The organism is Gordonia iterans, assembly GCF_002993285.1.
Classification (GTDB): Bacteria; Actinomycetota; Actinomycetes; order Mycobacteriales; family Mycobacteriaceae; genus Gordonia; species Gordonia iterans.
The window spans coordinates 700255-726151 of the sequence record NZ_CP027433.1 but is presented as its reverse complement, the minus strand read 5'-3'; the positions used below and the strand labels follow the sequence as shown (position 1 = coordinate 726151).

The 25897-nt window shown below is 69.6% G+C and carries 21 protein-coding genes; 9 read left to right on the top strand and 12 right to left on the bottom strand.

Translation table 11 applies throughout. The features are described from left to right. Nucleotides 1–30: 30 nt before the first annotated feature. Both C6V83_RS03275 and C6V83_RS03270 read right to left on the bottom strand, forming a co-directional pair. Nucleotides 31–546 (bottom strand): DUF4334 domain-containing protein, encoded by a 516-nt coding sequence (locus tag C6V83_RS03275; protein WP_105941185.1) that lies wholly within the window; start codon nt 544–546, stop codon nt 31–33. Further along, complete coding sequence (locus tag C6V83_RS03270; protein ID WP_105941184.1) at nt 543–1415, bottom strand: oxygenase MpaB family protein; 873 nt, start codon at nt 1413–1415, stop codon at nt 543–545. The genes C6V83_RS03275 and C6V83_RS03270 overlap by 4 nt, the downstream gene beginning before the upstream one ends. Nucleotides 1416–1534: 119 nt before the next feature. Here C6V83_RS03270 and C6V83_RS03265 point away from each other — a divergent pair, with 119 nt between their 5' ends. Continuing rightward, on the top strand, nt 1535–2140 hold the full coding sequence (locus C6V83_RS03265; RefSeq protein WP_105941183.1) for a TetR/AcrR family transcriptional regulator: 606 nt from the start codon (nt 1535–1537) through the stop codon (nt 2138–2140). Here the strand turns inward: C6V83_RS03265 and C6V83_RS03260 are convergent. From C6V83_RS03260 to C6V83_RS03250, 3 genes are all read right to left on the bottom strand, one after another. Further along, nucleotides 2125–3054 carry an SDR family oxidoreductase gene (locus C6V83_RS03260; RefSeq protein ID WP_105941182.1) on the bottom strand — a complete coding sequence of 310 codons (930 nt, stop codon included), beginning with the start codon at nt 3052–3054 and terminating at the stop codon, nt 2125–2127. The two genes, C6V83_RS03265 and C6V83_RS03260, sit on opposite strands and share 16 nt — an antisense overlap. Nucleotide 3055: 1 nt before the next feature. After that, nucleotides 3056–4768: an acyl-CoA dehydrogenase family protein gene (locus C6V83_RS03255; RefSeq protein ID WP_105941181.1), complete on the bottom strand. Its 1713-nt coding sequence runs from the start codon at nt 4766–4768 to the stop codon at nt 3056–3058. A gap of 84 nt (nt 4769–4852) precedes the next feature. Continuing rightward, a complete protein-coding gene (locus C6V83_RS03250) occupies nt 4853–6028 on the bottom strand; it encodes an amidohydrolase family protein (RefSeq protein ID WP_105941180.1) in 1176 nt (391 codons plus the stop codon). Between the two features lie 122 nt (nt 6029–6150). Between C6V83_RS03250 and C6V83_RS03245 the strand changes: the two genes are divergently transcribed. Next, nucleotides 6151–7308 (top strand): FAD-binding oxidoreductase, encoded by a 1158-nt coding sequence (locus tag C6V83_RS03245; protein WP_105941179.1) that lies wholly within the window; start codon nt 6151–6153, stop codon nt 7306–7308. Between the two features lie 19 nt (nt 7309–7327). Here C6V83_RS03245 and C6V83_RS03240 read toward each other — a convergent pair whose 3' ends face one another. The 4 genes from C6V83_RS03240 to dnaK all read right to left on the bottom strand — a co-directional run bounded on the left by C6V83_RS03240 (nt 7328) and on the right by dnaK (nt 11527). Continuing rightward, the gene (locus tag C6V83_RS03240; protein ID WP_105941178.1) at nt 7328–7729 is read right to left on the bottom strand and encodes a heat shock protein transcriptional repressor HspR; all 402 of its coding nucleotides are present in this window, start codon (nt 7727–7729) and stop codon (nt 7328–7330) included. Nucleotides 7730–7736: 7 nt separating this feature from the next. Continuing rightward, the gene (gene dnaJ / locus C6V83_RS03235) at nt 7737–8933 is read right to left on the bottom strand and encodes a molecular chaperone DnaJ (protein ID WP_105941177.1); all 1197 of its coding nucleotides are present in this window, start codon (nt 8931–8933) and stop codon (nt 7737–7739) included. 105 nt (nt 8934–9038) lie between these two features. Beyond that, nucleotides 9039–9683 (bottom strand): nucleotide exchange factor GrpE, encoded by a 645-nt coding sequence (grpE, locus tag C6V83_RS03230; protein ID WP_105941176.1) that lies wholly within the window; start codon nt 9681–9683, stop codon nt 9039–9041. Next, entirely contained in the window at nt 9680–11527 is a 1848-nt protein-coding gene (gene dnaK, locus C6V83_RS03225) for a molecular chaperone DnaK (protein WP_105941175.1), read from the bottom strand. Before dnaK ends, grpE begins: the two co-directional genes overlap by 4 nt. A gap of 357 nt (nt 11528–11884) precedes the next feature. Here dnaK and C6V83_RS03220 point away from each other — a divergent pair, with 357 nt between their 5' ends. From C6V83_RS03220 to C6V83_RS03210, 3 genes are all read left to right on the top strand, one after another. Continuing rightward, on the top strand, nt 11885–12769 hold the full coding sequence (locus tag C6V83_RS03220; protein WP_105941174.1) for a fumarylacetoacetate hydrolase family protein: 885 nt from the start codon (nt 11885–11887) through the stop codon (nt 12767–12769). Between the two features lie 23 nt (nt 12770–12792). Beyond that, the gene (macS, locus tag C6V83_RS03215) at nt 12793–14028 is read left to right on the top strand and encodes a MacS family sensor histidine kinase (protein WP_234353841.1); all 1236 of its coding nucleotides are present in this window, start codon (nt 12793–12795) and stop codon (nt 14026–14028) included. Between the two features lie 83 nt (nt 14029–14111). Continuing rightward, on the top strand, nt 14112–14732 hold the full coding sequence (locus C6V83_RS03210) for a response regulator (protein WP_234353942.1): 621 nt from the start codon (nt 14112–14114) through the stop codon (nt 14730–14732). 72 nt (nt 14733–14804) lie between these two features. Here the strand turns inward: C6V83_RS03210 and C6V83_RS03205 are convergent, their stop codons facing one another. Then, the gene (locus C6V83_RS03205; protein WP_105941171.1) at nt 14805–15926 is read right to left on the bottom strand and encodes an HNH endonuclease signature motif containing protein; all 1122 of its coding nucleotides are present in this window, start codon (nt 15924–15926) and stop codon (nt 14805–14807) included. Between the two features lie 185 nt (nt 15927–16111). Here C6V83_RS03205 and C6V83_RS03200 point away from each other — a divergent pair, with 185 nt between their 5' ends. Then, nucleotides 16112–18142: a DUF2339 domain-containing protein gene (locus C6V83_RS03200; RefSeq protein WP_105941170.1), complete on the top strand. Its 2031-nt coding sequence runs from the start codon at nt 16112–16114 to the stop codon at nt 18140–18142. A 15-nt stretch (nt 18143–18157) separates the two neighbouring features. Here the strand turns inward: C6V83_RS03200 and C6V83_RS03195 are convergent, their stop codons facing one another. Continuing rightward, nucleotides 18158–19285, bottom strand: coding sequence for an NDMA-dependent alcohol dehydrogenase (locus C6V83_RS03195; protein WP_105941169.1), 1128 nt, complete (start codon nt 19283–19285; stop codon nt 18158–18160). 188 nt (nt 19286–19473) lie between these two features. On the opposite strand from C6V83_RS03195, the gene C6V83_RS03190 reads away from it, so the two are divergent. The 3 genes from C6V83_RS03190 (at nt 19474) to C6V83_RS03180 (ending at nt 25130) form a co-directional block, all read left to right on the top strand. Then, nucleotides 19474–21627: an acyltransferase family protein gene (locus tag C6V83_RS03190; protein ID WP_105941168.1), complete on the top strand. Its 2154-nt coding sequence runs from the start codon at nt 19474–19476 to the stop codon at nt 21625–21627. Beyond that, nucleotides 21624–23777 carry an acyltransferase family protein gene (locus C6V83_RS03185; RefSeq protein WP_105943684.1) on the top strand — a complete coding sequence of 718 codons (2154 nt, stop codon included), beginning with the start codon at nt 21624–21626 and terminating at the stop codon, nt 23775–23777. Before C6V83_RS03190 ends, C6V83_RS03185 begins: the two co-directional genes overlap by 4 nt. A 147-nt stretch (nt 23778–23924) precedes the next feature. Next, the gene (locus C6V83_RS03180; protein ID WP_105941167.1) at nt 23925–25130 is read left to right on the top strand and encodes an acyltransferase; all 1206 of its coding nucleotides are present in this window, start codon (nt 23925–23927) and stop codon (nt 25128–25130) included. Here the strand turns inward: C6V83_RS03180 and C6V83_RS03175 are convergent. Continuing rightward, nucleotides 25090–25728, bottom strand: a complete 639-nt coding sequence (locus C6V83_RS03175) for a SanA/YdcF family protein (protein ID WP_325027376.1) — start codon at nt 25726–25728, stop codon at nt 25090–25092. The genes C6V83_RS03180 and C6V83_RS03175 overlap by 41 nt on opposite strands. Nucleotides 25729–25897: the final 169 nt, after the last annotated feature.

Genomic DNA, 25897 nt, shown 5'->3' with positions numbered 1-25897 from the left:
CCTGACGGATGCGCCGTCCCCGGCCGGGCGTCAGTCGCGTTCGAGGAGGAAGAAGTACGGCCTGTCGGAGCCCCGGAGATCCATCGCCCCCAGGAGCGAGTCCGGTCCGAGTCGGCGGAAGTGGTCGATGACCGGCAGGTCGTCGTAGACCATCGCCGCGCTCACCACCCCTCGGTACTGCACGTCGCGGAGCCGCGCGCGGGGTCTGCGGGTGGCGGCCAGCCGGAAGAGCGCCGTGCCGCCGGGCGGCAGCCACCGCGGGAAGCGGCGGCCGAGGCGGTTGAGCAGACCGAGCGGCATGAGCTTCGGATTCACCGCGTAGAGCGCCCCGGCCGATCCGAAGAGCAGCGGATGCACCCGGTCGGCATCGACGAACTCCTTGCCGTACCAGCCGGAGACGTCGAGAAGCCCGTCCAGCGGGTGCCCGGTCGGGACCTCGCTCCCGTGCCATCGCCCGAGGATCTCGGCCACGCGCACCGGCGGCAGCGAGTCGAAGAGATCGGTCGCGCCGACGGTGTCGAGGCCGTCAAGCCGGAGGTCGCTCATCCCGCCATCATCTCGGCATCGGCGTGCACGGGGCAACTGGGAAAGGTGCCGAGTCGCTCCGTCACGGCCTCACCGGGACCGTAGGTCTTCATCCGCCGGCTGCGGCCGAAGGTCTGGGCTCGCCGGCGGGGCGGCAGACCGCGGACGACGGCCGCGCGCACCCGCATGCCCGCCCGGGCGGCCGCTCGCACCGGCGCCGGCGGCTCGTCGTACCCGAAGGCGTCGAGCAACGGCCGGTCCATCAGCCCGCGGGAGAACACCCGCACGGCCGGGCGGAGCGGGGCCGGATAGAAGCCGGCCATCAGGTCCATGGTGAGGTCCGCGACACGCCGGCCGCCGTCGTCGAAGGCGAAATGCGCGGCTTCGTAGGAGTCCATCAGATCGGCGAAGTCCTCGTACCTCTCGGGAACGTCCGCGATGTTCATGTGCCGGGCGAGCTTGCGGTAGTAGTGCACGGTGGCCGTGACCTCGTCGTAGGTCATCCTGCGCCAGCCGTAGTCGTCGATCCATCGCTTCGGGACCACGACGAACGTGGCCAGCACGTACAGCATGTCGTCGTTGGTGATGTCGTACGCGCGGTGCATCTGGTTGATGCGCCGGATCGCCGCCCTGCCGTCCGCGGAGTCGAACCCGCACACCAGCGGACGTTCCAGCAGGAGGCCGGTGTCGTCGTAGCGCTTCTGCGTGTCGTCGAAGCCGCGCGACTCCGAGAGCAGCGCGCCGATGCTCGGTACGGCGTAGGTGCGGAACAACGCGAAGCTCAGCGCCTGGTTGAAGTCCCACGGGAACTCATACAGCGTGAGACTGCGGTAGATCTCCTCGAAATCGGTGCGGGGGTCGAGGCCCCGATTGCGGTCCCGGCGAAGCATGGTGCCGCCTTTCGTCGTCGTGGACGGATGATCTCCGTGAGCATAAGTCAACTTATGCCTCTTGGCCAGGGTGTGCCGGGATTCCGGGGGTCACTCCGGCCGCGTGGCAGAATCGATCCATGACCAGCGAACCGACGATCACCGACGCCTCGGCTCCGGCGGAGCAGCCGCTGCGCAGCCGCTTCCTCGACGCCGGCATGCGCGTCCTGGCGCGGGACGGGTACGTCGGCTTCAAGCAGGCGACGGTCTGCGCCGAGACCGGTCTGACCACCGGCGCCTTCTACCATTCGTTCCGGAATTGGAAAGAGTTCGAGCAGGCGCTGATCGGTCACTGGCGGGACGAAGCGACCGATCGGATCGTCGCCCGCCTCGACACCGAACCGCCGTCAGCCGAACGGATCGCCGCCCTGATCGAGGTCGCGCTCAGCCTCCCGCACCGCGCCGAGGCCGCCATCAGGGCCTGGGCGGCCGTCGACGAGCGCGTCGCCGGTGCCCTGACCGAGGTCGACGCCGTGCGACGCGGGGCCGTCGCCCGCTACATCGGCGAACTCGGCGTCGACCAGACGCACGCCGGCCACCTCGCCGGAATGTCCATGCTGCTGCTCATCGGCCATGAGACGGCAGGCACCCCGATCGCCGACCTCGAGTGGTCGATGCGCCACGTGATCGAGACCGATCCCCCGATCCAGGCGGCCTTCGCCGCGCTCGATCAGACGCCGGAGTAGTCGGCGACCTGACCGCGGCCGGGCGCCCGGGCCATAGTCCACAGCATCCGCGGCAGCTCCCGCACCGGAAGTCGCGACGGCCAGTCACGGGGACGCAGCAGCGCCTCGGTGCCGCCGTCCACCGTCACCACCGATCCGATCATGAAGTCCGCTGCCGGCGAGAGCATCGTCAGCGTCCACTCGGCGAGTTGTTCGGGAGTTCCGCACTCGCGGGCCGGCACCGGGAACGACCGCACCTGGCTGCCCGTCGCACTGTTCAGCTGCCCGCGCAGCAACGGCGTCAGCACCGGGCCGGGAGCCAGCACGTTCAGCGCGATCCCGGAGCCTGCCCACTCGGCGGACACCGCCTGCTCGCGGCACCAGCGACTCACCGCGAGCTTGCTCGTGGCATAGGCCAGCGGCGGCGCCAGGCGCCCCCGTCTCCGCAGGACCCGCGCCGCCGCCGCGGTGTCGCCGCGCTGCGCCAGCCGGATCGCGCGGCGCGGCACCAGCGGCGTCGAGGTGGTGGAGTTGGAGCCGAAGACGACGACCTTGGCTTTGCCCGCCGCAGCCAGTGCCGGGCGCAGCTCGGAGAGGAGCTCGGTGACGCCGAGGACGTTCACCTCCAACAACGTGCGCTCAGCCCCGCGCGCCGGCCCCATACCCGCTGCGAAGACCGCTCCGTGCAGCACTCCGGAACAGCGCTCGCGCGCCTCGACGACCGCGCGCCGCCGCCCGTCGGGTCCCGAGAGGTCCGCTACGACATCCGCGTCGTCGCGGTCCACGCCGATCACCTCGTGCCCGGCGGCGCGGAGTCGTCGTGCCACCTGCGCCCCCATGCCGGAGGCCGCTCCCGTCACCAGGTAGTTCCTCGGCCCCTCTCCGGCGGCACCCTCGTCGCCGGACTGTCCGCCCTCACCCGAGTCAGCCGTCATGTCAGTGCCTTTCCAGGATCGCCGGCAGGTCCGTCCCCACCGGGAGCGTTCCGTATTCGAATCCGCGCTCCGGGCCCAGGCGTGCGGCGACGAAGGCCTCGGCCACCGGATTCGGCGAGAAGCGCGTCAGCAGGGAGGCCTCCAGCGCGAGGGCCATCGCTTCGACGACGCCGCGTGCCCGGCGCTGGGCGGACGCCGGATCCAGGCCGACGAGTTCGCCGAGTCGATCACGAAGACGGTCCAGATGCGCGTCGAGCACCGGGTGCGCGCCGCGCGCGAGGTTCACCTCGGCGTCGAAGGCCCCCACCGACTCAGGCTCGCGCGTCATCGCACGCAGCACATCGAGGGCGATCACGTTGCCCGAACCCTCCCAGACCGCCATCACCGGCTGTTCCCGATATCGCATCGCGAGCGGGAAGTCCTCAGTGTAGCCGTTGCCCCCGAGGCATTCCAGCGCCTCGTACGCGTGGTGCGGACCGCGTTTGCAGATCCAGTACTTCGCGACGGCGGTCGCCAGCCGGCGGAACGCACGCTCGCCGTCGGAGGCGTCCTCGTCGTGCGCCCGGGCCAGCCGCACGGCGGTGACCGTCGCCGCCTCCGACTCCAGCGCGAGGTCGGCCAGCACCGCCGTCATGGCCGGCTGGTCGACCAGGGTGGCGCCGAAGGCCTGCCGGTGCCGTGCGTGCCAGAGGGCCTCGGCCACACTCTGGCGCATGCCCGCCGTGGAACCGAGCACGCAGTCGAGCCGGGTCTGCGCGACCATCTCGATGATGGTGCGGACCCCCCGCCCGGGCTCGCCCACCATGTGCGCGACGGTGCCGTCGAGCTCGATCTCACTCGAGGCGTTCGACTTGTTGCCGAGCTTGTTCTTGAGCCGCTGGATGCGGAAGACGTTCCGGGTGCCGTCGGGCAGCACGCGCGGCAGCAGGAAACACGAGAGCCCTTCTCCCCCAGCTCCTTCCGCCTGAGCCAGCACCAGGAAGGCGTCGGACATCGGCGCCGAGCAGAACCACTTGTGGCCGGTCAGCAGGTACGGCTGCCCCGGGCCCCCGCGACCGGCCGGACGGGCGACCGTCGTGTTGGCGCGCACATCCGAGCCGCCCTGCTTCTCGGTCATCGACATGCCGAAGATCGCCGAGGTCTTGTCGGCCGTCAGCTCCGGCGAGTATTCGCGGCGCAGCGCCCGGGGCACCCACTCGGCGGCCAGGTCGGGCTGGAGCTCGAGCGAGGGGACCACCGCGTGCGTCATCGACACCGGGCACGCGTGGCCGGGTTCGATCTGCCCGTAGAGCATGAAAGCGGCGGCCCGCACCACGTGCGACCCGGGCTGCGGGTCGTCCCAGCACCGGGTGTGCGCGCCGTGGGCGACCGCCGACGAGATGATCCGGTGATACGACGGGTGGTATTCCACCTCGTCGATCCGGTTCCCCCACCGATCCAGTGCGTGCAGGACCGGCGTCACGGTGTTCGCGAGTTGAGCGTCATGCTGAAACTCGGCGGTGCCGACGTGCGCGCCGATCTCGGAGAGTTCGGCCTCGCCCCACGCGCCGTCGTGCCGCCGGACCGCCTCGGCCAGCACCCTGTTCGTGTCGTACTCGTTGACGTCGACGCGCGGCGGCGCCTGATTGAGCACCTGGTGGGTGACGTGCGGAGCCGGTTCGACGATGCCGGTCGGGGGTGTGTGGGTCGACGACGTGTGGGGCGACGATGTCATGACGGGGCCCTCCCTCCTGCTGCACGGCCTATCCCCTCACCGTAGCGCGTGCCGCCGACGCCACCGGAGGTTCGCGCAGCACCGTCAGTCGCCGGCGTCCACGGACTCCGAGGCCGCCTCCCCGGAGGCCGGGGGGTGATCGGCGATCCGGTACAGGCGCCGGGCGTTCCCGGCGAACAGGCGCGACAGCAGATGGTCGCCCCGATCCGACAGGACGTCGACGAGTGCACCGACCGTCACCCCGATCGTCGCGTTGTGCGAGTCCAGCGGAGCGTTCGAGCCGAACAGCACGCGCTCGGGACCGAAACGGTCGGTCACGTGGAGCACCAGCGGTCCGATCATGTCGGCCAGGATGTGCTGTCCGCCGATGTTCCCGGAGCGCTCCCGGCCGTAGCCGAGCAGTCCGCTCGCGATGCCGCTGATCTTGACCGACACGTTGGGGCGCGCGGCGAGCATGGACATGCGCTCGCGCCACAGACTCAGAATGTCGGCGCGGGCCGCCGCCGTCGTCCCGGTCGAACTGCCGACCGGACCGAATACGCCGACCGGAAGACCGAGGTGCTCGACGACGATGTCCACCTCGGGGTACTCCGATGCGAATGCCGCCAGTTCGCCGAGTTCGTGTGAGTAGCACAGCGATTCGAAGATCAGCCCGCGGTCGGCGAGACTCGGGAACGTGCGGAGGAAGTTCGGCGACGACAGCGCGCCGGACTCGCTCGACCAATCGTGCACGAGAGGGTCGGGATGACGCCCCCAACGCAGTCGTACCCCGCGGATCAGCCCCAGCTCATCCCGGTCCAGGGATTCGCGCACACCGAGCCCGGGCACCCGTTCGTCGGCGGGCACCAGCAGTCCGCCCAATGCGGGAAGTCCGTTCCCGTACGGGAGCGACGCCAGTTGCTCGATGTCGCGGCGCACCGCGGCGGCGGCATCGTCCGGCGAGAGCCGGCGCCGCCATTGCGAATCGACCGGGATCACGGACTCCACGGTGACCCCGGCGGCGGTGCAGAGCCCCGCGAGGTCCTTGCCGTACTCCCGCAGTTCGTATCGCTTGTTGAGCAGGCCGGGACCGGCGAGACCGCTGAGGCTGTGCTCGTCGGTGAACCGGCCGGCCACCCGCACCAGCGGAGCGGGCAGTGCGCGCAGCACCGGCACCGAAGCCCGGCCGAGCCGCTGGAGACTCCACGGCGGCGTCCGTGGGTTGAAGAAGTGGGCGTGGGCGTCGACGATCCCGGCCACCCGCCCGTCCAGAGTCGACACGATTGTAGGGTGCCACATTCGGCGCCGGAATCGCGCGCCTGCGGGCAGAGCCGCTGCGGGACAGGACTATTCTGGGGCGGGCGGGGAACGCACTTCGGCCGCGCGGCAGGGAGGAGGACACGGTGAGCGAATCGACTCAGCCCGTCCTGCACCGGCTCCGTGATCTGATCGCCGCCGATCCGGACGGTTTCGCCGGCCGGGTGCTCGCCCGGCTCTTCGGCCTCTCCCCCGCGACCCGCGACCTGTTCCCGGCTCACCTCAGTCATCTGCGGCAGGCGTTCACGCAGGTGCTCGATCACGTCCTGGAGGCACTGCCCGGCGAAAGCGGGCACGACGAACTGATCGAGTTCCTCGCCCAGCTCGGGCGCGACCACCGGAAGTACGGAGTCGCCGACGAGCACTACGACCTGATGCTCCGAGCCCTCGTCACCGAATCCGCGGCGCTCTTCGGTCCGGACTGGAAGGACGAGACCGCCGACACCGTCGTGCAGGCCATGATGCTGACGACCGGAGTGATGCGCGGCGCCGCGCAGAGCGTCGAGGGCCCGGCCACCTGGCGCGCGAAGGTGGTGCAGAAGTTCACCATCAACCGGGAGCGGGCGGTGGTCCGGCTGGTCGCGATCGATCCGACCCCGCCGCTGCTGCCCGGGCAGTACGTCGAGACCACGATCCCGCAGTGGCCGCATTCCTGGCGTGACCTCTCCCCTGCGGTTCCGCCGAACGAGAACGGCGAGTTGGAGTTCCACGTCCGCGCGGTGCCGGGCGGACATGTGAGCACCTCGATCGTGAAGGAGACCGCGCCCGGGGACGTGTGGACCTTCGCGCAGTCGCACGGGGTGTTGCACGTCGACCCGGAGCGCCCAGTGCTGATGGTGGCCGGCGGCTCGGGCCTGGCGCCGCTGCGCGCCCTCCTGCTCGCGATGGCGCGCCGCGCCGACTCACCGCCGACCCACCTCTTCTATGGCGCCCGCTTCCCCGGCGAACTGTACGACCTCGCGGTCCTGCGCGATCTGGCTGCCACCAACCCGTGGCTGCGGGTGACCGGCGTGATCGAGGAGACCACCGATCCCTGGTGGGCGCAGGGCGCGCCGGATCCGCATCAGTGGGGCGTGGAGATCGTCGTCGGACGGGTCGGCGACGTTGCCGCAAAGTTCGCCGACTGGTCCGGCTGGCAGGTGCTCATCGCCGGCCCGGAGGACATGATCGCCTCCACCAAGCTCAAACTCCGGCTCGCCGGGGTTCCGATCGACCAGATGCTCCACGACCCGGTCCACAGCTGAGCCGCGCGCCTGCGCCGTTCTACATCGCGCGGCGGCGGCGGCGGGGCTGCCACACCACCACCGAATTGCCGCGCTCGACGTGCACCAGCTCGCGGCGCGGCGTGCTTCCGCGGATGATGCCGGCCATCTCCTCGACCTGACGCTGCAGCCCTTCGAGCTGATCGCTCAGCTCGATGATCCGCTTGATTCCGGCGAGGTTGACGCCGTGGTCCTGGGAGAGCCGCTGGATCTCCCGGAGCCGCTCGACGTCGCGCAGGGAGTACCGGCGACCGCCGCCGCTGGTCCGCTGCGGGGTGACCAGCCCGAGGCGGTCGTAGGTACGGAGGGTCTGCGCATGCATGCCCGCCAACTCGGCGGCGGCCGAGATCAGAAAGGTGGCCGCATCGTCGGGCCCCGGAGCGGTTCCGTCGTCCTTACGCATGACGCGTTCACCGCCCCCAGTCCGCCCGCGGATCGAATCCGCTCGCCTTCTCCGCCTCGGCGTACGACTTGAGCGCGTCGAGCGCGGCGTCGTCGAGCTTCGGCGGGACCGCGCACTTGACCGTGACCAGGAGGTCACCGGCCCCGCCCGAGCGCTTCGGCACGCCCCGCCCCTTGAGCCGGAGGGTGCGGCCGTCGGCCGTGTGCGGAGGGATCTTGATACTCACGCTGCCGTCGAGCGTCGGGACCTTGGCCGTGGTGCCCAGGACCAGCTCGCCGAAACTCACCGGCATGGTGACCTTCAGGTCGTTGCCGCTCCGCGAGAACAGCGGGTCCGGGGTGATGTGCACCGTCACGTACAGGTCGCCCGAAGGGGCGCCGCGACGCCCGGCCTCGCCCTGGCCGGTCAGCCGGATGCGCTGACCGTCTTCGACGCCCTTCGGGATGCGGACGTTGATGGTCCGCGGCCGGATCTGGACACCCGTGCCCTGGCATTCGGTGCACGGCTCGTCGATTCGCGTGCCCGTTCCCTGGCATTCCGGGTCGGGTTCGGAGAATCCGAAGTGCCCCTGGTTGCGGTTCAGGAATCCCGAGCCGTTGCAGTTGGTGCAGGTCCTCGGGCTGGTGCCGGCCTTGGCGCCGGAGCCGTGGCACGAGGTACACGGGGACGGGCTGGTGACCTTGAGGCTGACCGTGTTGCCCGCGATCGCGTCGCGGAAGGCGAGCGTGGTCTCGGTCTCCAAGTCGTTGCCCCGGCGCGGCCGCTGCGCCTGCGGGGTGTACCCCTGCGTGCGACCGCCGCTTCCGCCGCCGAACAGGCCGCCGAAGATGTCTCCCATTCCGCCGGCGCTTGCTCCGCCCCCGAAGAGGTCGCCCAGGTCGCCGATGTCGAAGCCGCCGGTAGTCGTGTAACCGCCGCCTCCGCCCCCGAAGCCGCCGCCGCTGCCGCCGCGGAACCGTCCACTGGCCATGAGGGCGCGGGCCTCGTCGTATTCTTTGCGCTTCTCCGCATCGGAAAGCACGCTGTTGGCCTCGGAGACCTTCTTGAATCGGTCCTCCGCGGCGGTGTCGCCGGGATTCCGGTCCGGGTGCAGCTGCGCTGCGAGCTTCCGGTAGGCCTTCTTGATGTCAGCGGCCGATGCGTCCGAAGCGACGCCCAGATCGGCGTAGAAGTCTCGATCGAGCCATTCGCGTTGTACTGCCATTCTCGGACGTCACCTCCTTCATGTCTGTTGTCTCGTCCGTGTCGTTCGTCATGACCAGAGACGGGACCGGGGCCTGTCGGCACCCGGTCCCGTCCGGTCCGGTCACTACGGGTTGTCCGCCTGTGCGGGGACGCCCGCCTGCGGGTCGTCTGCCGCTGCGCCGGACGGAGCGGCATCGGTGGACGGAGCGGCATCGGTGACGGTCACCATCGCGTGACGGATCACCTTCTCGCCCAGCCGATAGCCGGGCCGCAACGCCTGACCGATCACGAGATCGCTCCCGGTCGCGTCGTTCTGAATGGCCTCGTGCAGTTCCGGGTCGAAGGCGTCGCCCGGAGCACCGAACTTGACCACTTGCTCGCCGGCGAGCACGTCGCCGAGCTTGTCGGCGAAGGCCTTCAGCGGGCCGTCTTCGAGATGGCCGTGCTCGCGGGCCCGGTCGATGTCGTCGAGGATCGGCAGCAGCTTCTCGGCGAGGCGCTGCTTGCCGGCCGCGGTCGCCTGCTTGTACTCCTCGGCACTGCGGCGACGGAAGTTGACGAACTGCGCCCGCTCCCGCTGCAGAGCCTCGGTGAGCTCGGCGACCTGCGCGTCCGCCCCGCCCTCGGCGGGGGCCTCCGCGGCCCCCGCCTCGGTACCGTTCGGGTCGTTCGTCGCGGTCCCGGCGCCAGGCGCCTCGGCGTCCTGGGGTGCGCCCTGGCCGTCGGGGTCGGAGGCCCCGGCGGCGTTCTCGGCGCCCGGCTGGGTCACTTGTTCTCGTCCGCGGAGTCGTCCACGACCTCGGCGTCGAGGACGTCGTCGTCACCGGAGCCGGCGGCCTCTCCGGCCGGGGCACCCGCGTCGGCCTGCTGGGCGTTGGCGTAGATCGCCTGACCCATGGCCTGCGACTTCTCCGAGAGCTTCTCGATGGCGCTGCGGATGGCCGCGGTGTCGGTGCCCTTCAGGGCCTCGTTGGCCTCGTCGATCGCACCCTTGACCGTGTCGGCGACGTCGGCGGGGAGCTTGTCCTCGTTCTCCTTCAGCACCTTCTCGGTCTGGTGGACCAGCGACTCCGCCTGGTTGCGGGTCTCGGCCTCCTCGCGGCGCTTGCGGTCCTCCTCGGCGTGGAGTTCGGCGTCCTTGACCATCCGGTCGATCTCTTCCTTCGAGAGACCCGAACCGTCCTGGATTCGGATGCTGTTCTCCTTGCCGGTGCCCTTGTCCTTCGCGGTGACGTGCACGATGCCGTTGGCGTCGATGTCGAAGGTCACCTCGATCTGCGGGACACCCTGCGGGGCCGGGGCGATGCCGCCCAGTTCGAAGCTGCCCAGCAGCTTGTTGTGGGCCGCGATGTCGCGCTCACCCTGGAACACCTGGATCTGCACCGAGGGCTGATTGTCCTCGGCCGTGGTGTAGGTCTCCGACCGCTTGGTCGGGATCGCGGTGTTGCGCTCGATCAGCTTGTGCATCACGCCGCCCTTGGTCTCGATGCCGAGGCTCAGCGGGGTCACGTCCAGCAGGAGCACGTCCTTGACGTCGCCCTTGAGCACACCGGCCTGCAGCGCGGCGCCGACGGCGACCACCTCGTCCGGGTTGACGCCCTTGTTCGGCTCGCGGCCGTTGGTCAGGTCCTTGACCAGGTCGGTGACGGCCGGCATGCGGGTCGAGCCGCCGACCAGTACCACCTGATCGATGTCGGACACCTTGATCCCGGCGTCGGAGATGACGGCCTCGAACGGCTTGCGGCAGCGGTCCAGCAGATCCTGGGTGATCTTCTGGAACTCGGCGCGGGACAGGGTCTCGTCCAGGAACAGCGGGTTCTTGTCCGCGTCGACGGTGATGTACGGCAGGTTGATGGTGGTGCTCTGCGACGCGGACAGTTCGATCTTGGCCTTCTCAGCAGCCTCACGCAGACGCTGCATGGCCATCTTGTCCTTGGTCAGGTCGATGCCGCTGGTGGCCTTGAACTTGTCGACCAGCCAGGTGACGATCCGCTCGTCCCAGTCGTCGCCGCCGAGCTCGTTGTCGCCCGAGGTCGCACGGACCTCGACCACGCCGTCGCCGATCTCCAGCAGGGACACGTCGAAGGTGCCGCCGCCGAGGTCGAAGACCAGGATGGTCTGCTCCTTGTCGCCCTTATCCAGGCCGTAGGCGAGGGCGGCGGCGGTCGGCTCGTTGACGATGCGCAGCACGTCCAGGCCGGCGATCTGGCCGGCCTCCTTGGTGGCCTGACGCTGCGAGTCGTTGAAGTAGGCCGGCACAGTGATGACGGCTTCGGTGACGTCCTCCCCGAGGTAGGCCTCGGCGTCGCGCTTGAGCTTCATCAGCGTGCGGGCGCTGATCTCCTGCGCGGTGTACTTCTTTCCGTCGATCTCGACGCTCCAGTTCGGGTCGCCCATGTGGCGCTTGACCGAACGGATGGTGCGATCGACATTGGTGACCGCCTGGTTCTTGGCAGGCTGGCCGACCAGGACCTCGCCGTTGCGCGCGAAGGCGACGACGGAAGGCGTGGTGCGCGAACCTTCGGCGTTCGCGATGACGACGGGCTCGCCGCCCTCCAGCACCGCCAGCGCGGAGTTGGTGGTTCCCAGGTCGATTCCGACAGCACGGGACATATGTGTTCCTCCTAGTTTCGTTCGGCTCGGTGAGCCGATGTCTTGCGTGGCCGAGTCCGGCCGTTCGTCTGCGATGGCAATCCGAAACTTCAGCGTTCCTGACTCAAGTCTTACCGGTTCGTCGCCCGGCTTTCAAGGTTCTTGAGTGAGGCCCACTCATGTTTCATGCCATGTTCAACCCCGTTTCCTCGTCGATGTTCCCACAGTTGAGTCTGATTCGCTTAATATTGCTGTGATTCGCCCCACAGGTCGGCGGGTTCGGCCGGGCGTAGCCCCTCGGCACGGGGCGAGCGCGGGTGACCGGCCCGACTGGGCCATGATGGGAGGGGACGCGACGCACGCGAAGGGGAGAGACCGATGAAACTGGCGACCATCCGGCTCGGCGGGGGCACACGCGCCGTCAAACAGATCGACGGCGATCAGCACGACGGCGGCGCCCTGCTCGATCTCGGCTACCCGGATCTGCGGGCGCTCCTGACCGACCCCGAAGGCCTGAGCAAGGCCGCTGCCGCCACCGACGGGACGGTGTACGACGCGGAGACGGCGGACTTCGCCCCGCCGGTGCTCGATCCGGACAAGGTGGTCTGCGTCGCACACAACTACGGCGATCACGTACGACGGCTCGGCTTGACACTCCCCCAGCATCCGCGGTTGTCGACCAAGTTCTCGTCCGCCCTGATCGGCGCGCACGATCCGATCGTCAAACCGGCCGACGCGCACGCTCTCGACTCGGCCGTCGAACTCGCCGTCGTCATCGGACGGGCGGTCCGGCACGCCGACGACGAGGCCGCGGCGGCCGCCATCGCCGGTTTCACCGTGATGAACGACGTCACCGATCGCGACCTGGAGTTCGAGATGGACGAGTGGGGTCTGGGCAACATCTGGGATCGCTCCACCCCGATCGGGCCGTACCTGGTGACGCCGGACGAGCTGCCGGGCGGAGTATCGCCCGCAGTGGCGCTCTCGACCGTCGTCAACGGAGCGCAGGTGCAGACCGGCGACACCGCGAACCTGCACTTCGACCCCGTGCACGTGGTGCGCCGGGTGTCCCGCTTCATGGAACTGGTACCCGGCGACGTCGTCGCCACCGGTAGCCCGTCGTCCCCCGCACACGACCACGGCGCCCACTTGAAGGCTGGCGACACGATCGTCGCCTCGATCGACGGCATCGGCGCATGCCGCAGCACCGTGGTCGACGACGCCGTGGTCGACGGCACCGCGATCGGCGCGTCGTCGCACTGACCTACTGCTCCGAGGATCCGCCCGTGTCCACCTCCCGCTCCCGACTCACCCCCGCGACCGGTATCGACCGCCTGTACCCGGAGTCGTGGCGGGAGCTCGACGACGACGATCCGGTCGGCCCGCTGTGGCGCGGAGCGCAGATCTTCCGGCTGGTCGGCTTCGTCTACGCACTCGGCTTCAACATCGCGATCAACAACGACCTCGCGCATCCGCAGTTCACCTGGCTGCTGTTCGCCGCACTGACCGTGGCGAACGTGCTTTTCGCCGCCGGCTACGTGGTAGGCGTGTGGCGCACCTGGTGGTGTGTCGCCGGCGAGTTGGCTCTGTTCGTCGCGGCGATGCTGTCGACTCTCTACGTCGCCGGGCCCGAGTGGATCGCCGGCAACCAGTCCTGGCCCACCACGCTCTGGTGCTCCAGCGCCGTCCTGTCGGCAGCCCTGATGGGGGGTGCGTGGACCGGCGCCGGCGCCGGCGCGCTGATCGGCCTGACCAACTTCGCCGTCAAAGGCGAGGTCGTCATCAACTTCGGCAAGAACGCGACTTTCCTGCTGCTCGTCGTGTCGGGCATGGCGGTCGGACTGGCCGCCTCCCGGGCCCGGGTGAGTCACGAGAAGCTGACCGCCGCGGTGCACGTGGCGGTGCAGGCGGCCGAGCGGGAGAGGCTGGCCCGGCAGGTGCACGACGGCGTGTTGCAGGCCCTCGCCCTCATCTCGCGGCGCGGCCGGGAGATCGGCGGGCCCACCGCCGAACTGGCCGCACTGGCGGCGGATCAAGAGCTGCGTCTGCGACGGCTCATCGCCGAGGGCTCCACGGCCACCCCGGCTCCCCGGAGCGGGCGGACCGATCTCGGCGCGGCACTGCGCATCCGTTCGACCGACAACGTCTCGGTGAGCACTCCCGCCGACCCGGTCGTCCTGCCCACCCTGGCCGCCAATGAGATCCTCGCGGCGGTCGACAACATCCTGGACAACACGCGGTTGCACGCGGGCCCGGGCGCGGCCAGCTTCATCCTGCTCGAAGACCTCGACGATGCCGTGGTCCTCAGCGTGCGCGACGACGGCTGCGGCATCCCCGAAGGCCGGCTCCGGCAGGCGACCGGTGAAGGCCGCATGGGGATCAGCCGGTCGATCATCGGCCGGATCGAAACACTCGGCGGTTCCATTTCGCTGGAATCGGCCCCCGGCGCGGGGACAGAATGGGAGATGACGATCCCGGTGAACCGAGCCGACCCGGATGTCTCGAGGAGAAGCGGACGATGACCCCGAACCCGAACGCCCCTGCACCGCGCCACCGGCCGTCAGGCGCTCCGCCGCCCGCCGCGGCACAGCGCCGGCTGCGTGTGATGGTGGTCGACGATCATCCGATGTGGCGCGACGGTGTGGCCCGCGACCTGACCGACGAGGGTTTCGACGTGGTCGCCACCGCCGACGGGGTCAAGCGCGCCACCGAGGTGGCCAGGGCCTGCCGCCCCGATGTGGTGCTGATGGACATGCAACTGCCCGACGGCAACGGCGCCCAGGCCACCGCCGGGGTGCTTGCCGTCTCTCCGGACACGCGGATCCTGGTGCTGTCGGCCTCGGAGGAACGCGACGACGTGCTCGAGGCGGTGAAGGCCGGCGCCACCGGGTATCTGGTCAAGAGCGCGCAGCGCGCCGAACTCGTCTCCGCAGTGCGGGCCACCGCGGCCGGGCAGGCCGTCTTCACGCCGGGGCTGGCAGGTCTGGTCCTCGGCGAGTTCCGGCGCCTCGCCAAGGAGCCGGCGGACGACGCCCCCGCCCTCACCGAACGTGAGACCGAGGTCCTCCGCTACGTCGCGAAGGGCCTGAGCTCGCGGCAGATCGCCGAGCGCTTGCACCTGAGCCCGCGCACCGTCGAGAACCACGTCGGCGCCACCCTCCGCAAGCTGCAGCTCGGCAACCGCGTCGAACTCGCCCGCTACGCCATGGAACATGGTCTGTCATAAGCTGGTCGAGCCCTTCTAATAGCCGGTCGAGCCCTTCTTAAAGCCGGTCGAGCGGAGTCGAGACCCCGCCAGCTAGAACGGCGGCGGATCGCGTTCGGCCCGTTCGCGTTGACGTCGGAGGCGGGCGCGTTCGGCGCGGCGCCAGGCGTGTTTGTGTGCGGTGGCGGTGTGGAGGCCGCCGCGGCTGGGGTCGTGGTGTGGGTTCGGGTCCGGTGGTGCCGGTGGGGGTGTGGTGGGCCTCTGGTGGAGGCAGCGGATGCCGGCTAGTTGGGGGAACATCCATTGTCCGGGTGCGGGGGTGTCGACGGTCAGGCCGTGTGGTGTGGTGATCGAGGTCCAGACGGTGCCGTGGTCGTCGATCCATTGGTCGTCGATCCATTGGTCGCTTGTCCTGAGCGGGTGGCGGAGCCTGCGACGACGCGCAGACGAGGGGTCGAGGAATCCCTCGGCCGGGTCCGGTGTTCCGGCGTGGGTTTTGATCTGGTGGTGCAGCACGCATGTGGGCCCGAGGTTGCACAGGCAGGTCGGTCCGCCGGTGGCCGGGCAGGCGTGGTCGTACTCGTCGACGTGGTCGAGTTCGCAGTTCCAGGCCGGGCGGTCGCAGCCGGGGACCGAGCAGGTCTGGAACAGGGCGCGCACGAGGACGTCGAGTGCGGTGGTGGGCCGGTAGGGGTCGGCGGGCTGGGCGGTGCGTTCGATCAGGATCGGTGTCTCGGGTGGTACGTCGGGGGCGCCGAACTGGTCCAGGTCGAGGTCGCGGACGGTGGCGTCGGGGCTGAGCTGACCGTCGCGCAACAGTTCCGCGGTACGCGGCAGACGCTCGGACGCGGCGATCGCTTGACCGACCAACGCACGTGCCTGGGACAGGGGCACCCCGAACAGGACCTGCACCTCGGTCGTCGCGGCGGTGTAGGCGTCGGTGACGTCGAACTCGGCGGCCGCACACTCCGAGTCAGACTCGACTGCGGCAGACTCGACCGCGTCGTGCAGGTTGGCCAGCGCGATATCGAGGAACTGCCCGATACCGCGGAGTTGTTCCCAGTACAAGAACCCCTGCCCACGCCACGCGGCCGAGGCGTACACCAGCCAGTCGTGACACTGTGTGCGGTCCGAATCGTCGGCATCGGGAGCGACCATGCCCGCCGCGGTCAGGTCGACGCGGGCCCACGGCGTGCCGCGGTCGACGTGCACCATAGACTCTCACCCCCGAAGCCTGTTCGAACTAGATGTGATTCACATTACTCCGTGACCGAGGCTCGATCAAGTGTTTGATCCCGATGCTCGGGCAAGCCCCCCCCCCCCCCGTGTGGTCGGTTCGTCGTGAGAACTAGGTAGTTTCGCGCATCCCTGCAGCCCTGGTCAGCAACCACACTGGACTCATGGGCACACAACCGGATCCGTTCTTCACTGCCGTGGCGCGCATCGGGGACGAACTGAGCTCGATCACCGCGCGATTGAACCGAGTCACCGACGACGTCGCCGACCTCCGCGAGGCCATGGAGGCGGCTCAGTCCGTCGAACAGGCCGACGCACAGACCGCACCTGAGGCAGCTCCGCACGAGTCCGCTCCCCCGCAGCCCGCATCGGTGACCGCGGCACCCGACCCGGCACGCGGTCCGGCACCCCGTCTCGCACGGGGTCCGGCCCTCCCACCGACGGCCCCCGCACCACGGCCCCAGCTGCAGTACGCCACCGCGGGACCGCCGCCGCCACCGCAGCCGCGGCCGTTCGGCCCGCCGGCGCCCGCCGTGCCCGCTCCCGCCGGCAACGGCGTCACCCTCGGCAAGATCCTCGCCTTCACGGGCGTCGCGATCACGTTGATCGGCGTCGTGCTTCTCCTCGTCCTCGCCGCCCAGGCCGGCCTGCTCAGGCCGGAGGTCCGCGTCGCCGGCGGCGCACTCCTCGCGGCCGCTCTGGTCGGCGCCGGACTCCGCATCGGACGGGAGGCAGTCAAGCGCACCGCCGCCGCGGCCCTCGTCGCCACCGGCATCGCCGCCGCCCTGTTCTGCGTGCTCGCCGCGGCGAACATCTATCACTGGCTCCCGGTGATCGCCGCGCTGGTGCTGACCGGACTGATCGCCGCCGGCGGCTTCGTCGTCGCCGGGCTGTGGGACAGCCAGGCGCTCGGCGTCACCGTCGGCATCGGCCTGATCGCCTTCGCTCCGTTCCTGACCCACGGCGTCACGCTCACCCTGGTGGTATTCCTGCTCGTCTACGCCGCCGCCACCCTGGCCGTGCAGCTCGGCCGGGACTGGCCGGTGCTGTTCACGGTCAACACCGTCGCCACGGCGGCGCCGCTGGTCGTCGTCGCCGCACTCGGCGATCGCGCCGAGGCAAGCCAGTTCGCGGTGGCCGCGTCCGTCTGCTTCTTGCTCGCCGTCGGCTCGGCGGTGGCGCTGCTGCGGACAAGCGGGATTCCGCTTGTAGTGGCCCTCGTCGGCCTGATCCCGCTGCTTCCACTCGTCGGCGGATCGCCCGTCCTCGGTGCCACCACCACCGCGATCCTGCTCGGCGCCGCCGCCGCACTCCTGGCGCTCCTCACTCTCCTGGGCCCGGCCCTGCCCGGCGCCGACCTCGGCGTCCGGATGGTGTGGCTGACGGGGGCCGTGGCGACCGCGGTCGTCGCGATCGGCGTCGCCGGCCGCGCGGACGGGTTGACGCTCGGGCTTCTCGCCATCGCACTGCTCCTGACGCTGGCCTCCCTGTACACCGAGGAACTGGCGACCGCCCTCCGGATCCTCGCGACCGTCGCCCTCGGGGTCGGGCTGCTCGCACTGGCCGGTCCCGGCCTGCTTCAGTTGGTCGACGCCTCCGCACTGTCCACCGGACGGCGCGTGGTGGTGGTGATCGGCGCGCTGCTGGCGATGGCGGCGCTCGCCGTGCTCACCCGCTGCTGGACGCAGGGTCGCACCGACTCCGACCGGAACACCTTCGTGGTGAGCGCCAGCGTCGTCGGCCTCGTCCTGTTCAACGTCCTCTGCGTCGCGGTCGGGGCCCTGGCCTCCGGCGGCTCGCTCACCGGCTTTCGGGCGGGCCACATGTGCGCCACCATCGGCTTCGTCGTCGTCGGCGCCGTCGCCCTGCTGTGGGCCCGACGCCTCCGCGGTTCCTCACGCACGCTGGTGCTGACCGCCGGACTGATCGTCCTCGGCGTCGCCGTCGGCAAACTCTTCCTGTTCGACCTCGCCGCACTCGCCGGGATCTTCCGGGTGATCGCCTTCATCGTCGTCGGACTGGTGCTGCTGGGCCTCGGCGTCGCGTACGCGCAGAGCCTGAACGACGACCCCGACGGCCCGCCCTCCGAACGCGTCCGGCCGGCCGGACCGCCTCCCGCCGCCGGTCCGGCGGGGCCGGGTTCCCCGTTCCCGGCCCCGGGCCCGGCGCCCTTCGGGGCCCCGCAGCGACGCTGAGCACCCGTCGCGAACTCACCAGTCGGCGTCGTCGTACACGATCATCCCGCGGACGTTGTTGCCCTCGAGCATGTCGTCGTACGCCTTGTTGATCTCCTCCAGCTTGTAGGTCTGGGTCACCAGATCCGCGAGATTGAGCTGCCCGGCTCGGTACTCGTTGAGCAGCTTGGGGACCTGGGTGCGCGGTCCTGCACCACCGAAGATGGCGCCCTGCACGCGCTTCTGCAGCAAGGTCAGCTCGAAGAGGTTCATCGAGACGTCCATCGCCTGGAAGTCGCCCATGCCGACCACCACCACCTGGCCGCCCTTACCGGTCATGGCCAGCGCCGGAGCCAGGTACTCGCCCTTCATCTCGCCGACGGTGAGCACCACCGTGTTCGCCATCGTGCCCCAGGTGATCTCGCCGACCACCGGCGCCGCTTCTTCCATGCTCTCGAAGGTGTGCGTGGCGCCCAGCTTCTCGGCCATGTCGCGCTTGAACTTCACCGGGTCGACGGCGACCACGTATCGCGCGCCCGCGGCCTTGGCGCCCTGGATCGAGTTGATGCCCACACCGCCGATGCCCACCACCACCACGGTGTCCCCGACCTTGGTTCCACCGATCTCGGTGGCACTGCCCCAGCCGGTGGCCACACCGCAGCCGAGCAGCGCGGCCTCCTTGAGCGGAATGTCGTCTTCGATCTTCACCAGGGACGCCTCGTGCACGGTGATGTACGGGGAGAAGGTGCCCAAGAGACACATCTGCGCATAGCCGGTGCCGTCAGCCCCCGTGATCCGATGCGTCTTGTCGGCGATCGACAGGCCGGTCAGCAGACCGGCGCCCTCGTCACAGATGTTCTGCTGCCCGCGCGAACACGGACCGCACACCCCACAGGCGGGGATGAAGGCGGTGACGACGTGATCGCCCTCGGCGAAGCGGGTGACGCCGGGACCGACCTTGGTGACGATCCCGGCGCCTTCGTGACCGCCGACGATGGGCAGCGGCGCCGGGCTCTGACCGGTGCGCAAGTGATGGTCGGAGTGGCACAGGCCCGAACTGACCAGCTTCACCTGGACTTCACCGGCCACCGGATCTCCGAGTTCCACCTCCTCGATCTTCCATTCTTCGTTCACTCCGCGGAGGACGGCTGCTTTGGTCTTCATCGGTGCGGTTTCCTCACTCTTCGGGACTCTTCGATCGGTGACAGGGATCAGTTCTCATCCGTCAACTCGCATACTTGCCGGACCGACACCGTCGTGTGCCGCTTTCGGAGAATCGTCCGGTCGGGGGACAGGCGGGCCGAACCGGCGATTCGACGTCGACCCGCCCCCCGTGGCTAGACTGGCTGGTCGTGACAGGCGTAACGAGAGTCTCGGGGTCGGCGAACCCACCGACGCCGAACGAGGATGCCGCCGCCGGATACAACTCCGGCTACCGCCTCGACCTGGACGGACTGCGCGGCATCGCGATCTTCCTCGTCGCCGTCTTCCACGTCTGGTTCGGCCGCGTCTCCGGCGGCGTCGACGTCTTCCTGACCCTGTCCGGCTACTTCTTCATCGCCTCCCTGCTCAAACACGTCACCAACTCGGTCCCCACCGACGTCCCCTGGAAACGCGCAGTCAACCCGTGGCCGCGCTTCAAGCGCCTGCTCCGCAGACTGATCCCCGCCCTGTTCCTGCTGCTGGCCTTCGTCGCCGCCATGATCTGGTGGATCATGCCGACCACCCGCTGGGGCCCCCTCGGCGAAGAGATCGTCGCCTCAGCCCTCTACTTCCAGAACTATCACCTGGCGTTCGCCGCTCAGGACTATGGCGCCGCGGACTCTGCGGTCAGCCCTCTGCAGCACCTGTGGTCGATGTCCATGCAGGGACAGTTCTTCCTCGTCACCCTGTTGGTGGCCCTGCTCCTGGGCGGACTGCTCAAGGCCGGCGCCCGGCGCTGGCCGGTCCTCGGACGGCGCAACACCGTGGCGTGGATCGTCGCGCTCTCCATTCTCGCCGTGGTCGTCGTCTCGTTCGCCTGGGCCAACTGGCGGCACGACATCAACCAGCCCTTCAACTACTACGACACCGTCGCCCGACTGTGGGAACCGCTGGTCGGCGGACTCCTCGCCATCTGGATGCCGCGGCTGGCTCTCGCTCAATGGCTGCGCACCGCGCTCACGTTCGTCGGCGTCGCGCTGATCGCCACCTCCGGTATCTGGATCGCCGGCGTCCAGGAGTACCCCGCCGCGATGGCGCTGGTCCCGGTCGGCGCCACCCTGCTCATCATCTGGGCGGGTTCCTCGGCCACTGCGCCGCGTCCCGTTCCCGGCGCCGACCTCTCCCTGGGCGGCCGGGTCCTGTCCCACCCGGCGATCGTCTGGCTCGGCTCCATCGCGTACGCGCTCTACCTGTGGCACTGGCCGCTGCTGATCTTCTACCTGTCCTGGCGCATGAAGAACGAGGTGAACTTCCTGGAGGGCGCCGCGATCCTGATCGTGTCGGTGCTGATCGCCTGGGCCACCACCAAGTTCGTCGAGACTCCGCTGCGCGGGGGCCGCGGAGACGGTTTCAGCCGCCGCTACCGCCGGTTCCTGGCGGCGGCCCTGGTGGTGCTGAGCGTCTTCGCCGGCAGCAGCGCGGTCTACTGGCAGGCCCGCGCGGCATCGTTGCAGGTCGATACCACCAACCTCGATCCGCATCTCTACCCGGGCGCCCGCGCCTTCCTCGACAGTGTTCCGGCGCCCGCCATCCCGCCGGTGCCGTCGCCCGAGGCCGCCGCCGAGGACTGGCCGCTGAACCACCTCGACCACTTCAGCAACTTCGGCGACCCGGCGATCAAGGTCGGCGTCTACGGTGACCCCAACGCCGAGCGGACCATCGCGGTGGCCGGCGGCTCGCATTCCGAGCATTGGATGACCGCGCTCGATGCGCTCGGCAAGAAGCGCGGCTTCCGCGTCACCACGTACATGAAGGCCGGCTGTGCGCTGAGCACCGAAGCCTACGTCGAGTTCCAGGGGGAGGTGCTGACCGAATGCAAGGACTGGGTGCGGGCGGTGATGAACCGCCTCGCCGAAGACAAGCCGGACATCGTCTTCACCACCTCGACCCGGCCGATCGAAGGTCCCACCAAGGGCGACTACGTGCCCGAAGGCTATCTGGACATCTTCACCGAGTTCCGGGAGCGCGGCCAGAAGGTGATCGCGGTGCGCGACACCCCCTGGGCGATGTCGGGCCCCATGTCGCCGCCGGAGTGCATCGCGGCGGGCCGCAAACCCAGCGTGTGCGGTACACCGCGCGAGGCGTCGCTTTCGGCGGTCAATCCCACCGATGCACTCGTCGACGAGTTCCCGAACATCACGTTCATCGAATACTCGAACGCCATGTGCGACGACGAGTACTGCCCCGCCGTGGTGGGTAACATCCTGGTCTGGCACGACCGCCACCACCTCACGACGGCCTTCGTCCGGAGCCTGATCCCGTACCTCGAGAAGGACATTCAGCGCGCCACCGGCTGGTGGTGACCCTTCCACGTCCACGAGGGAGTCACTCGTGGCGACCGGCGAACCGCGCAGCGACGCCGAACGAGGATGCCGCCGCCGGATACAACTCCGGCTACCGCCTCGACCTGGACGGACTGCGCGGCATCGCGATCTTCCTCGTCGCCGTCTTCCACGTCTGGTTCGGCCGCGTCTCCGGCGGCGTCGACGTCTTCCTGACCCTGTCCGGCTACTTCTTCGTCGCCTCCCTGCTCAAGCACGTGACCAACTCGGTCCCCGCCGACGTCCCCTGGAAACGCGCAGTCAACCCGTGGCCGCGCTTCAAGCGCCTGCTCCGCAGACTGATCCCCGCCCTGTTCCTGCTGCTGGCCTTCGTCGCCGCCATGATCTGGTGGATCATGCCGACCACCCGCTGGGGCCCCCTCGGCGAAGAGATCGTCGCCTCAGCCCTCTACTTCCAGAACTATCAACTCGCCTTCACCACCCAGGGGTACGGCGCGGCGGACTCGGGCATCAGCCCGCTGCAGCACCTGTGGTCGATGTCCATGCAGGGACAGTTCTTCCTCGTCACCCTGTTGGCGGCCCTGCTCCTGGGCGGACTGCTCAAGGCCGGCGCCCGGCGCCGACCGGTCCTCGGCCGGCGCAACACCGTGGCCTGGATCGTCGGCCTCTGCCTGCTGACCGTCGCGCTCGTATCCTTCGCGTGGGCCCAGTACCGCCACGACATCAATCAGCCCGTCAATTACTACGACACACTCGCCCGGCTGTGGGAACCGCTCGCCGGCGGACTCCTGGCCGTGTGGATGCCGCGCCTGGCCCTGCCCCAGTGGCTGCGCACCGCGCTCACCGCGACCGGAGTCGGCCTCATCGCCACGTCGGGGATCTGGATCGCCGGCGTGGAGCAGTATCCGGCCGCGATGGCGCTGGTCCCGGTCGGGGCCACCCTGCTCATCATCTGGGCGGGGTCGTCGAACACCGCCGCCCGGCCGGTCCCCGGCGCCGATCTGTCTCCCGGCGGCCGGGTCCTGGCGCACCCGGCGCTCGTCTGGCTCGGCTCCATCGCCTACGCGCTCTACCTGTGGCACTGGCCGCTGCTGGTCTTCTACCTGGTCTGGCGCGGGCGGGACGACGCCGGATTCACCGGCGGCCTGGCCGTCCTGTCGGTGTCGGTGCTGCTGGCCTGGGTGTGCACCCGATACGTCGAGACACCGCTGCGCTCCGGGCGCGACTCCGGGTTCAGCATCCGCTACCGCCGGATCCTCCTACTGCTTCTGGTGGCGCTGACCGCTTTCGCCGGCGCCAGCGCCGGGTACTGGCAGAAACGCGCGGACTCGCTGCGGATCGACACCGCGCACCTCGACCCCGCGCTGTATCCGGGCGCACGCGCCTTCCTGGACGACGCGCCCGTCCCCCGCGTCCGGCCCGTGCCGGAACCGGAGGCCGCCCGCGGTGACTGGCCGCTGCACCACCGCGACCACTTCAGCGACTTCGGCGACACCTCCGTCAGGGTCGGCGTCTACGGCGATCCGCGCGCCGAGCGCACCCTCGCCGTGGTCGGCGACTCGCACGCCGCACACTGGATGACCGCGCTCGATGCGATCGGCAAGGAACGCGGCTTCCGGGTGACCACCTACCAGAAGGCCGCCTGCCACTTCCGGTACCGGCTGCCCGTCGACGACCAGGCCCGCGAATGCCAGGAATGGCTCGACGCCGTGCTCGACCGCCTGGAGAAGGACGCCCCGGAGTTCGTGTTCACCGTCGGCACGCGCGCGGGCTCCGAAACCGGCGACTACATTCCCCGCGGACAGCTCTCGCTCCTCCGCGAACTGCGCGACCGCGGCCAGCAGATGATCGTCGTCCGGGACACGCCGCGCGGGCTCGATCCGCCCCTGCTCCCACCCGAGTGCCTCGCCTCCGGCCGCCGGCCCGACGTGTGCGGCATCTCGCGCGCTGCGGCCCTCTCCCCGGTGAACCCCACCGACGCGATCGCCGCGGAGTTCGGCAACATCACGTTCGTCGACTACTCCGACGGCCTGTGCGACGCCGACTACTGCCCCGCCGTGGTGGGAAACATCCTGGTCTGGCACGACCGCCACCACCTCACCACCGCCTTCGTCCGCAGCCTGATCCCGTACCTGGAGCGGGACCTGCAGCGAGCCACGAGCTGGTGGTGATCCTGCCCACGGCCGGACCGAACGACACAGGCTGCTGCCAGGTTCGCCTGTTAGCCTCGTCGTTCGGAGCACCCCAGCTCACCACGCTATGACACTGCAGCCGAACATCCCGACGAAGCCGTGCCGACGCCCAGGGGGTCACGCACGGTGACCCGACCCTCCCCGGAGTCCGCCGGACCGATCACGTCGTCGTCGAACACCCCTTCGTCGAACACGAGGGCCTCAGCCAAACGCCCGTACCTGTTCCAGGTGGATCTGATCCGCGCGACGACGTTCGCGCTGGTGATCTTCACTCACGCGCTGACGCAGACCACCGACGCGTTCTCCAACATCGGCACCAACGCGACCACGCTGCTATTACATGCGTCGCGCAACATCTTCTTCGCCCTGACCGGCTTCGTGCTGATGTACCAATACGCCGGGCGCGACGACTTCCGCGCCGGATGGTTCTGGCGCCGGCGGATGAAGCTCGTGATCGTGCCGTACATCCTGTGGTCCGCCGTGTACTGGGTGGTGATCGGCATGTGGTCGTACGGGCGCCTCGGCGACGTGCCGACCAGCCTCGACGAGTTCTGGAACCAGCTCAAGTGGGGCACCGCCGGGTTCCACCTCTACTTTCTGCTGGTGATGCTGCAGGTGTACCTGCTGTTCCCGGCGATCCGCTGGCTGGTGCAGAAGACCAAGGGCCATCACGGCGCACTGCTCGCCGCCAGCTTCGCCCTGCAGATCGCGGTGTTCGCGGTGATCACCTACTGGACGCCGCCGGAGTCGTGGGCCGGCTGGTGGTGGCACCACTACGCGACCTTCGTCCCCTACCAGTTCTTCATCGTCGCCGGCGCCGTGGCCGCCGTGCATCGGGAGCAGGTGGACGCGTGGATCCGCGGACGGGGCGGCTGGCTGGCGGCCGGCCTGGTCGGCACCGGCGCGTTCGCCGTCGGCGTCTACCTGTACGAGGCCTTCGTCAGCGGCAAGGTGTTCAGCCACGACAGCGCCTTCGCCGTCACGCTGCTGCCGTTCCTGGTGTTCGCGGTGCTGACGATCTACGCGATGGGCCTGCACTGGGCGACCCACGTGCGGCCGTACTCGCCGCGCTTCGGGAAAGCGGTCGCGTACGCGTCCAACCGCAGCTTCCCGGTGTTCCTGGTGCACGTGCTGGTGCTGTTCCTGTTGCTGCGGCCTGAGACGGACGGGGCGCCGACGATCGTGCACGCACTCGGGCAGCCGTGGGGCACCCTCGTCGTCTACCTGCTGACCATCGCACTGTCTCTGGGACTGGTGGAGGTGCTCCGTCGCCTTCCCGGCTCGGTATACCTCACCGGCCGCCCCCGGTTGCCGCTGCGCTGGCAGATCTGACCCGCAGCACGGTGAGCAGCGCCTTCGGCCGGGACAGCACCGCCTCCCGGACGTAGTTGCGCACCAGCGAGAGGCCGGTGCAGCCGTCGCAGGGGGCGATCACCCCGATCGCGTCGATGCCCTCGGACCGGCACAGCCCCACCGCCCGGCCGATGTGGAAGTTCTGCGTGACGATCAGCGCCTCCCGGATCCCGTATTCGACGGCGGCCCGGCGGCACGTATGACCGGTGTTCATGCCGATCGGGTCGTCGACGATCGCCTCGCTCGGCACACCACGCTCCTCGAGGTAGGCGCGCATCACGCGTACCTCGTTGCCGGCGTCGTCCGCGTCGTTCCCGGAGTTCAGGATCCTCTCGACCCTCCCGGTGCGGTAGAGGTCGACGGCGACGTCGAGCCGGCTCCGCAGATAGGTGCCGGGCTCGTCGTTCTCCGCTTTGGCGCCGAGCACGATCAGCGTCGACGGCCCTCCCGCGGGGAGGTCGTCCGCGGAGAACACGCGCCCGCGGGCGGCGAGCAACGACCACGCCGAACTGACGATCACGACGATCTCGACGGCGACGACCGCCCACAGCGCCAGCAGCCCGAGTCGTCTCCGCACCACTACCAAAGTAGAGGATCGGCCGGCGGTCCCGAGACAGCGCTTCGTTGTCCCCATTTCCAGTGACACTAGTTACTAGGCCAAAGAAACTACTGTGCCACGCGCAAGTCTGACACGGAGCAGTCCCTGAAACCTGACTGCCGACGCACCTCTTCGGGGCGGCCGGATC

Excerpts from the sequence above, each read along its gene's own strand:
- C6V83_RS03275 (WP_105941185.1), bottom strand. The coding sequence starts at position 546 with ATGAGCGACCTCCGGCTTGACGGCCTCGACACCGTCGGCGCGACCGAT.
- C6V83_RS03270 (WP_105941184.1), bottom strand. The coding sequence starts at position 1,415 with ATGCTTCGCCGGGACCGCAATCGGGGCCTCGACCCCCGCACCGATTTC.
- C6V83_RS03265 (WP_105941183.1), top strand. The coding sequence starts at position 1,535 with ATGACCAGCGAACCGACGATCACCGACGCCTCGGCTCCGGCGGAGCAG.
- C6V83_RS03260 (WP_105941182.1), bottom strand. The coding sequence starts at position 3,054 with ATGACGGCTGACTCGGGTGAGGGCGGACAGTCCGGCGACGAGGGTGCC.
- C6V83_RS03255 (WP_105941181.1), bottom strand. The coding sequence starts at position 4,768 with ATGACATCGTCGCCCCACACGTCGTCGACCCACACACCCCCGACCGGC.
- C6V83_RS03240 (WP_105941178.1), bottom strand. The coding sequence starts at position 7,729 with ATGCGTAAGGACGACGGAACCGCTCCGGGGCCCGACGATGCGGCCACC.
- dnaJ (WP_105941177.1), bottom strand. The coding sequence starts at position 8,933 with ATGGCAGTACAACGCGAATGGCTCGATCGAGACTTCTACGCCGATCTG.
- dnaK (WP_105941175.1), bottom strand. The coding sequence starts at position 11,527 with ATGTCCCGTGCTGTCGGAATCGACCTGGGAACCACCAACTCCGCGCTG.
- C6V83_RS03220 (WP_105941174.1), top strand. The coding sequence starts at position 11,885 with ATGAAACTGGCGACCATCCGGCTCGGCGGGGGCACACGCGCCGTCAAA.
- C6V83_RS03210 (WP_234353942.1), top strand. The coding sequence starts at position 14,112 with ATGGTGGTCGACGATCATCCGATGTGGCGCGACGGTGTGGCCCGCGAC.
- C6V83_RS03205 (WP_105941171.1), bottom strand. The coding sequence starts at position 15,926 with ATGGTGCACGTCGACCGCGGCACGCCGTGGGCCCGCGTCGACCTGACC.
- C6V83_RS03200 (WP_105941170.1), top strand. The coding sequence starts at position 16,112 with ATGGGCACACAACCGGATCCGTTCTTCACTGCCGTGGCGCGCATCGGG.
- C6V83_RS03195 (WP_105941169.1), bottom strand. The coding sequence starts at position 19,285 with ATGAAGACCAAAGCAGCCGTCCTCCGCGGAGTGAACGAAGAATGGAAG.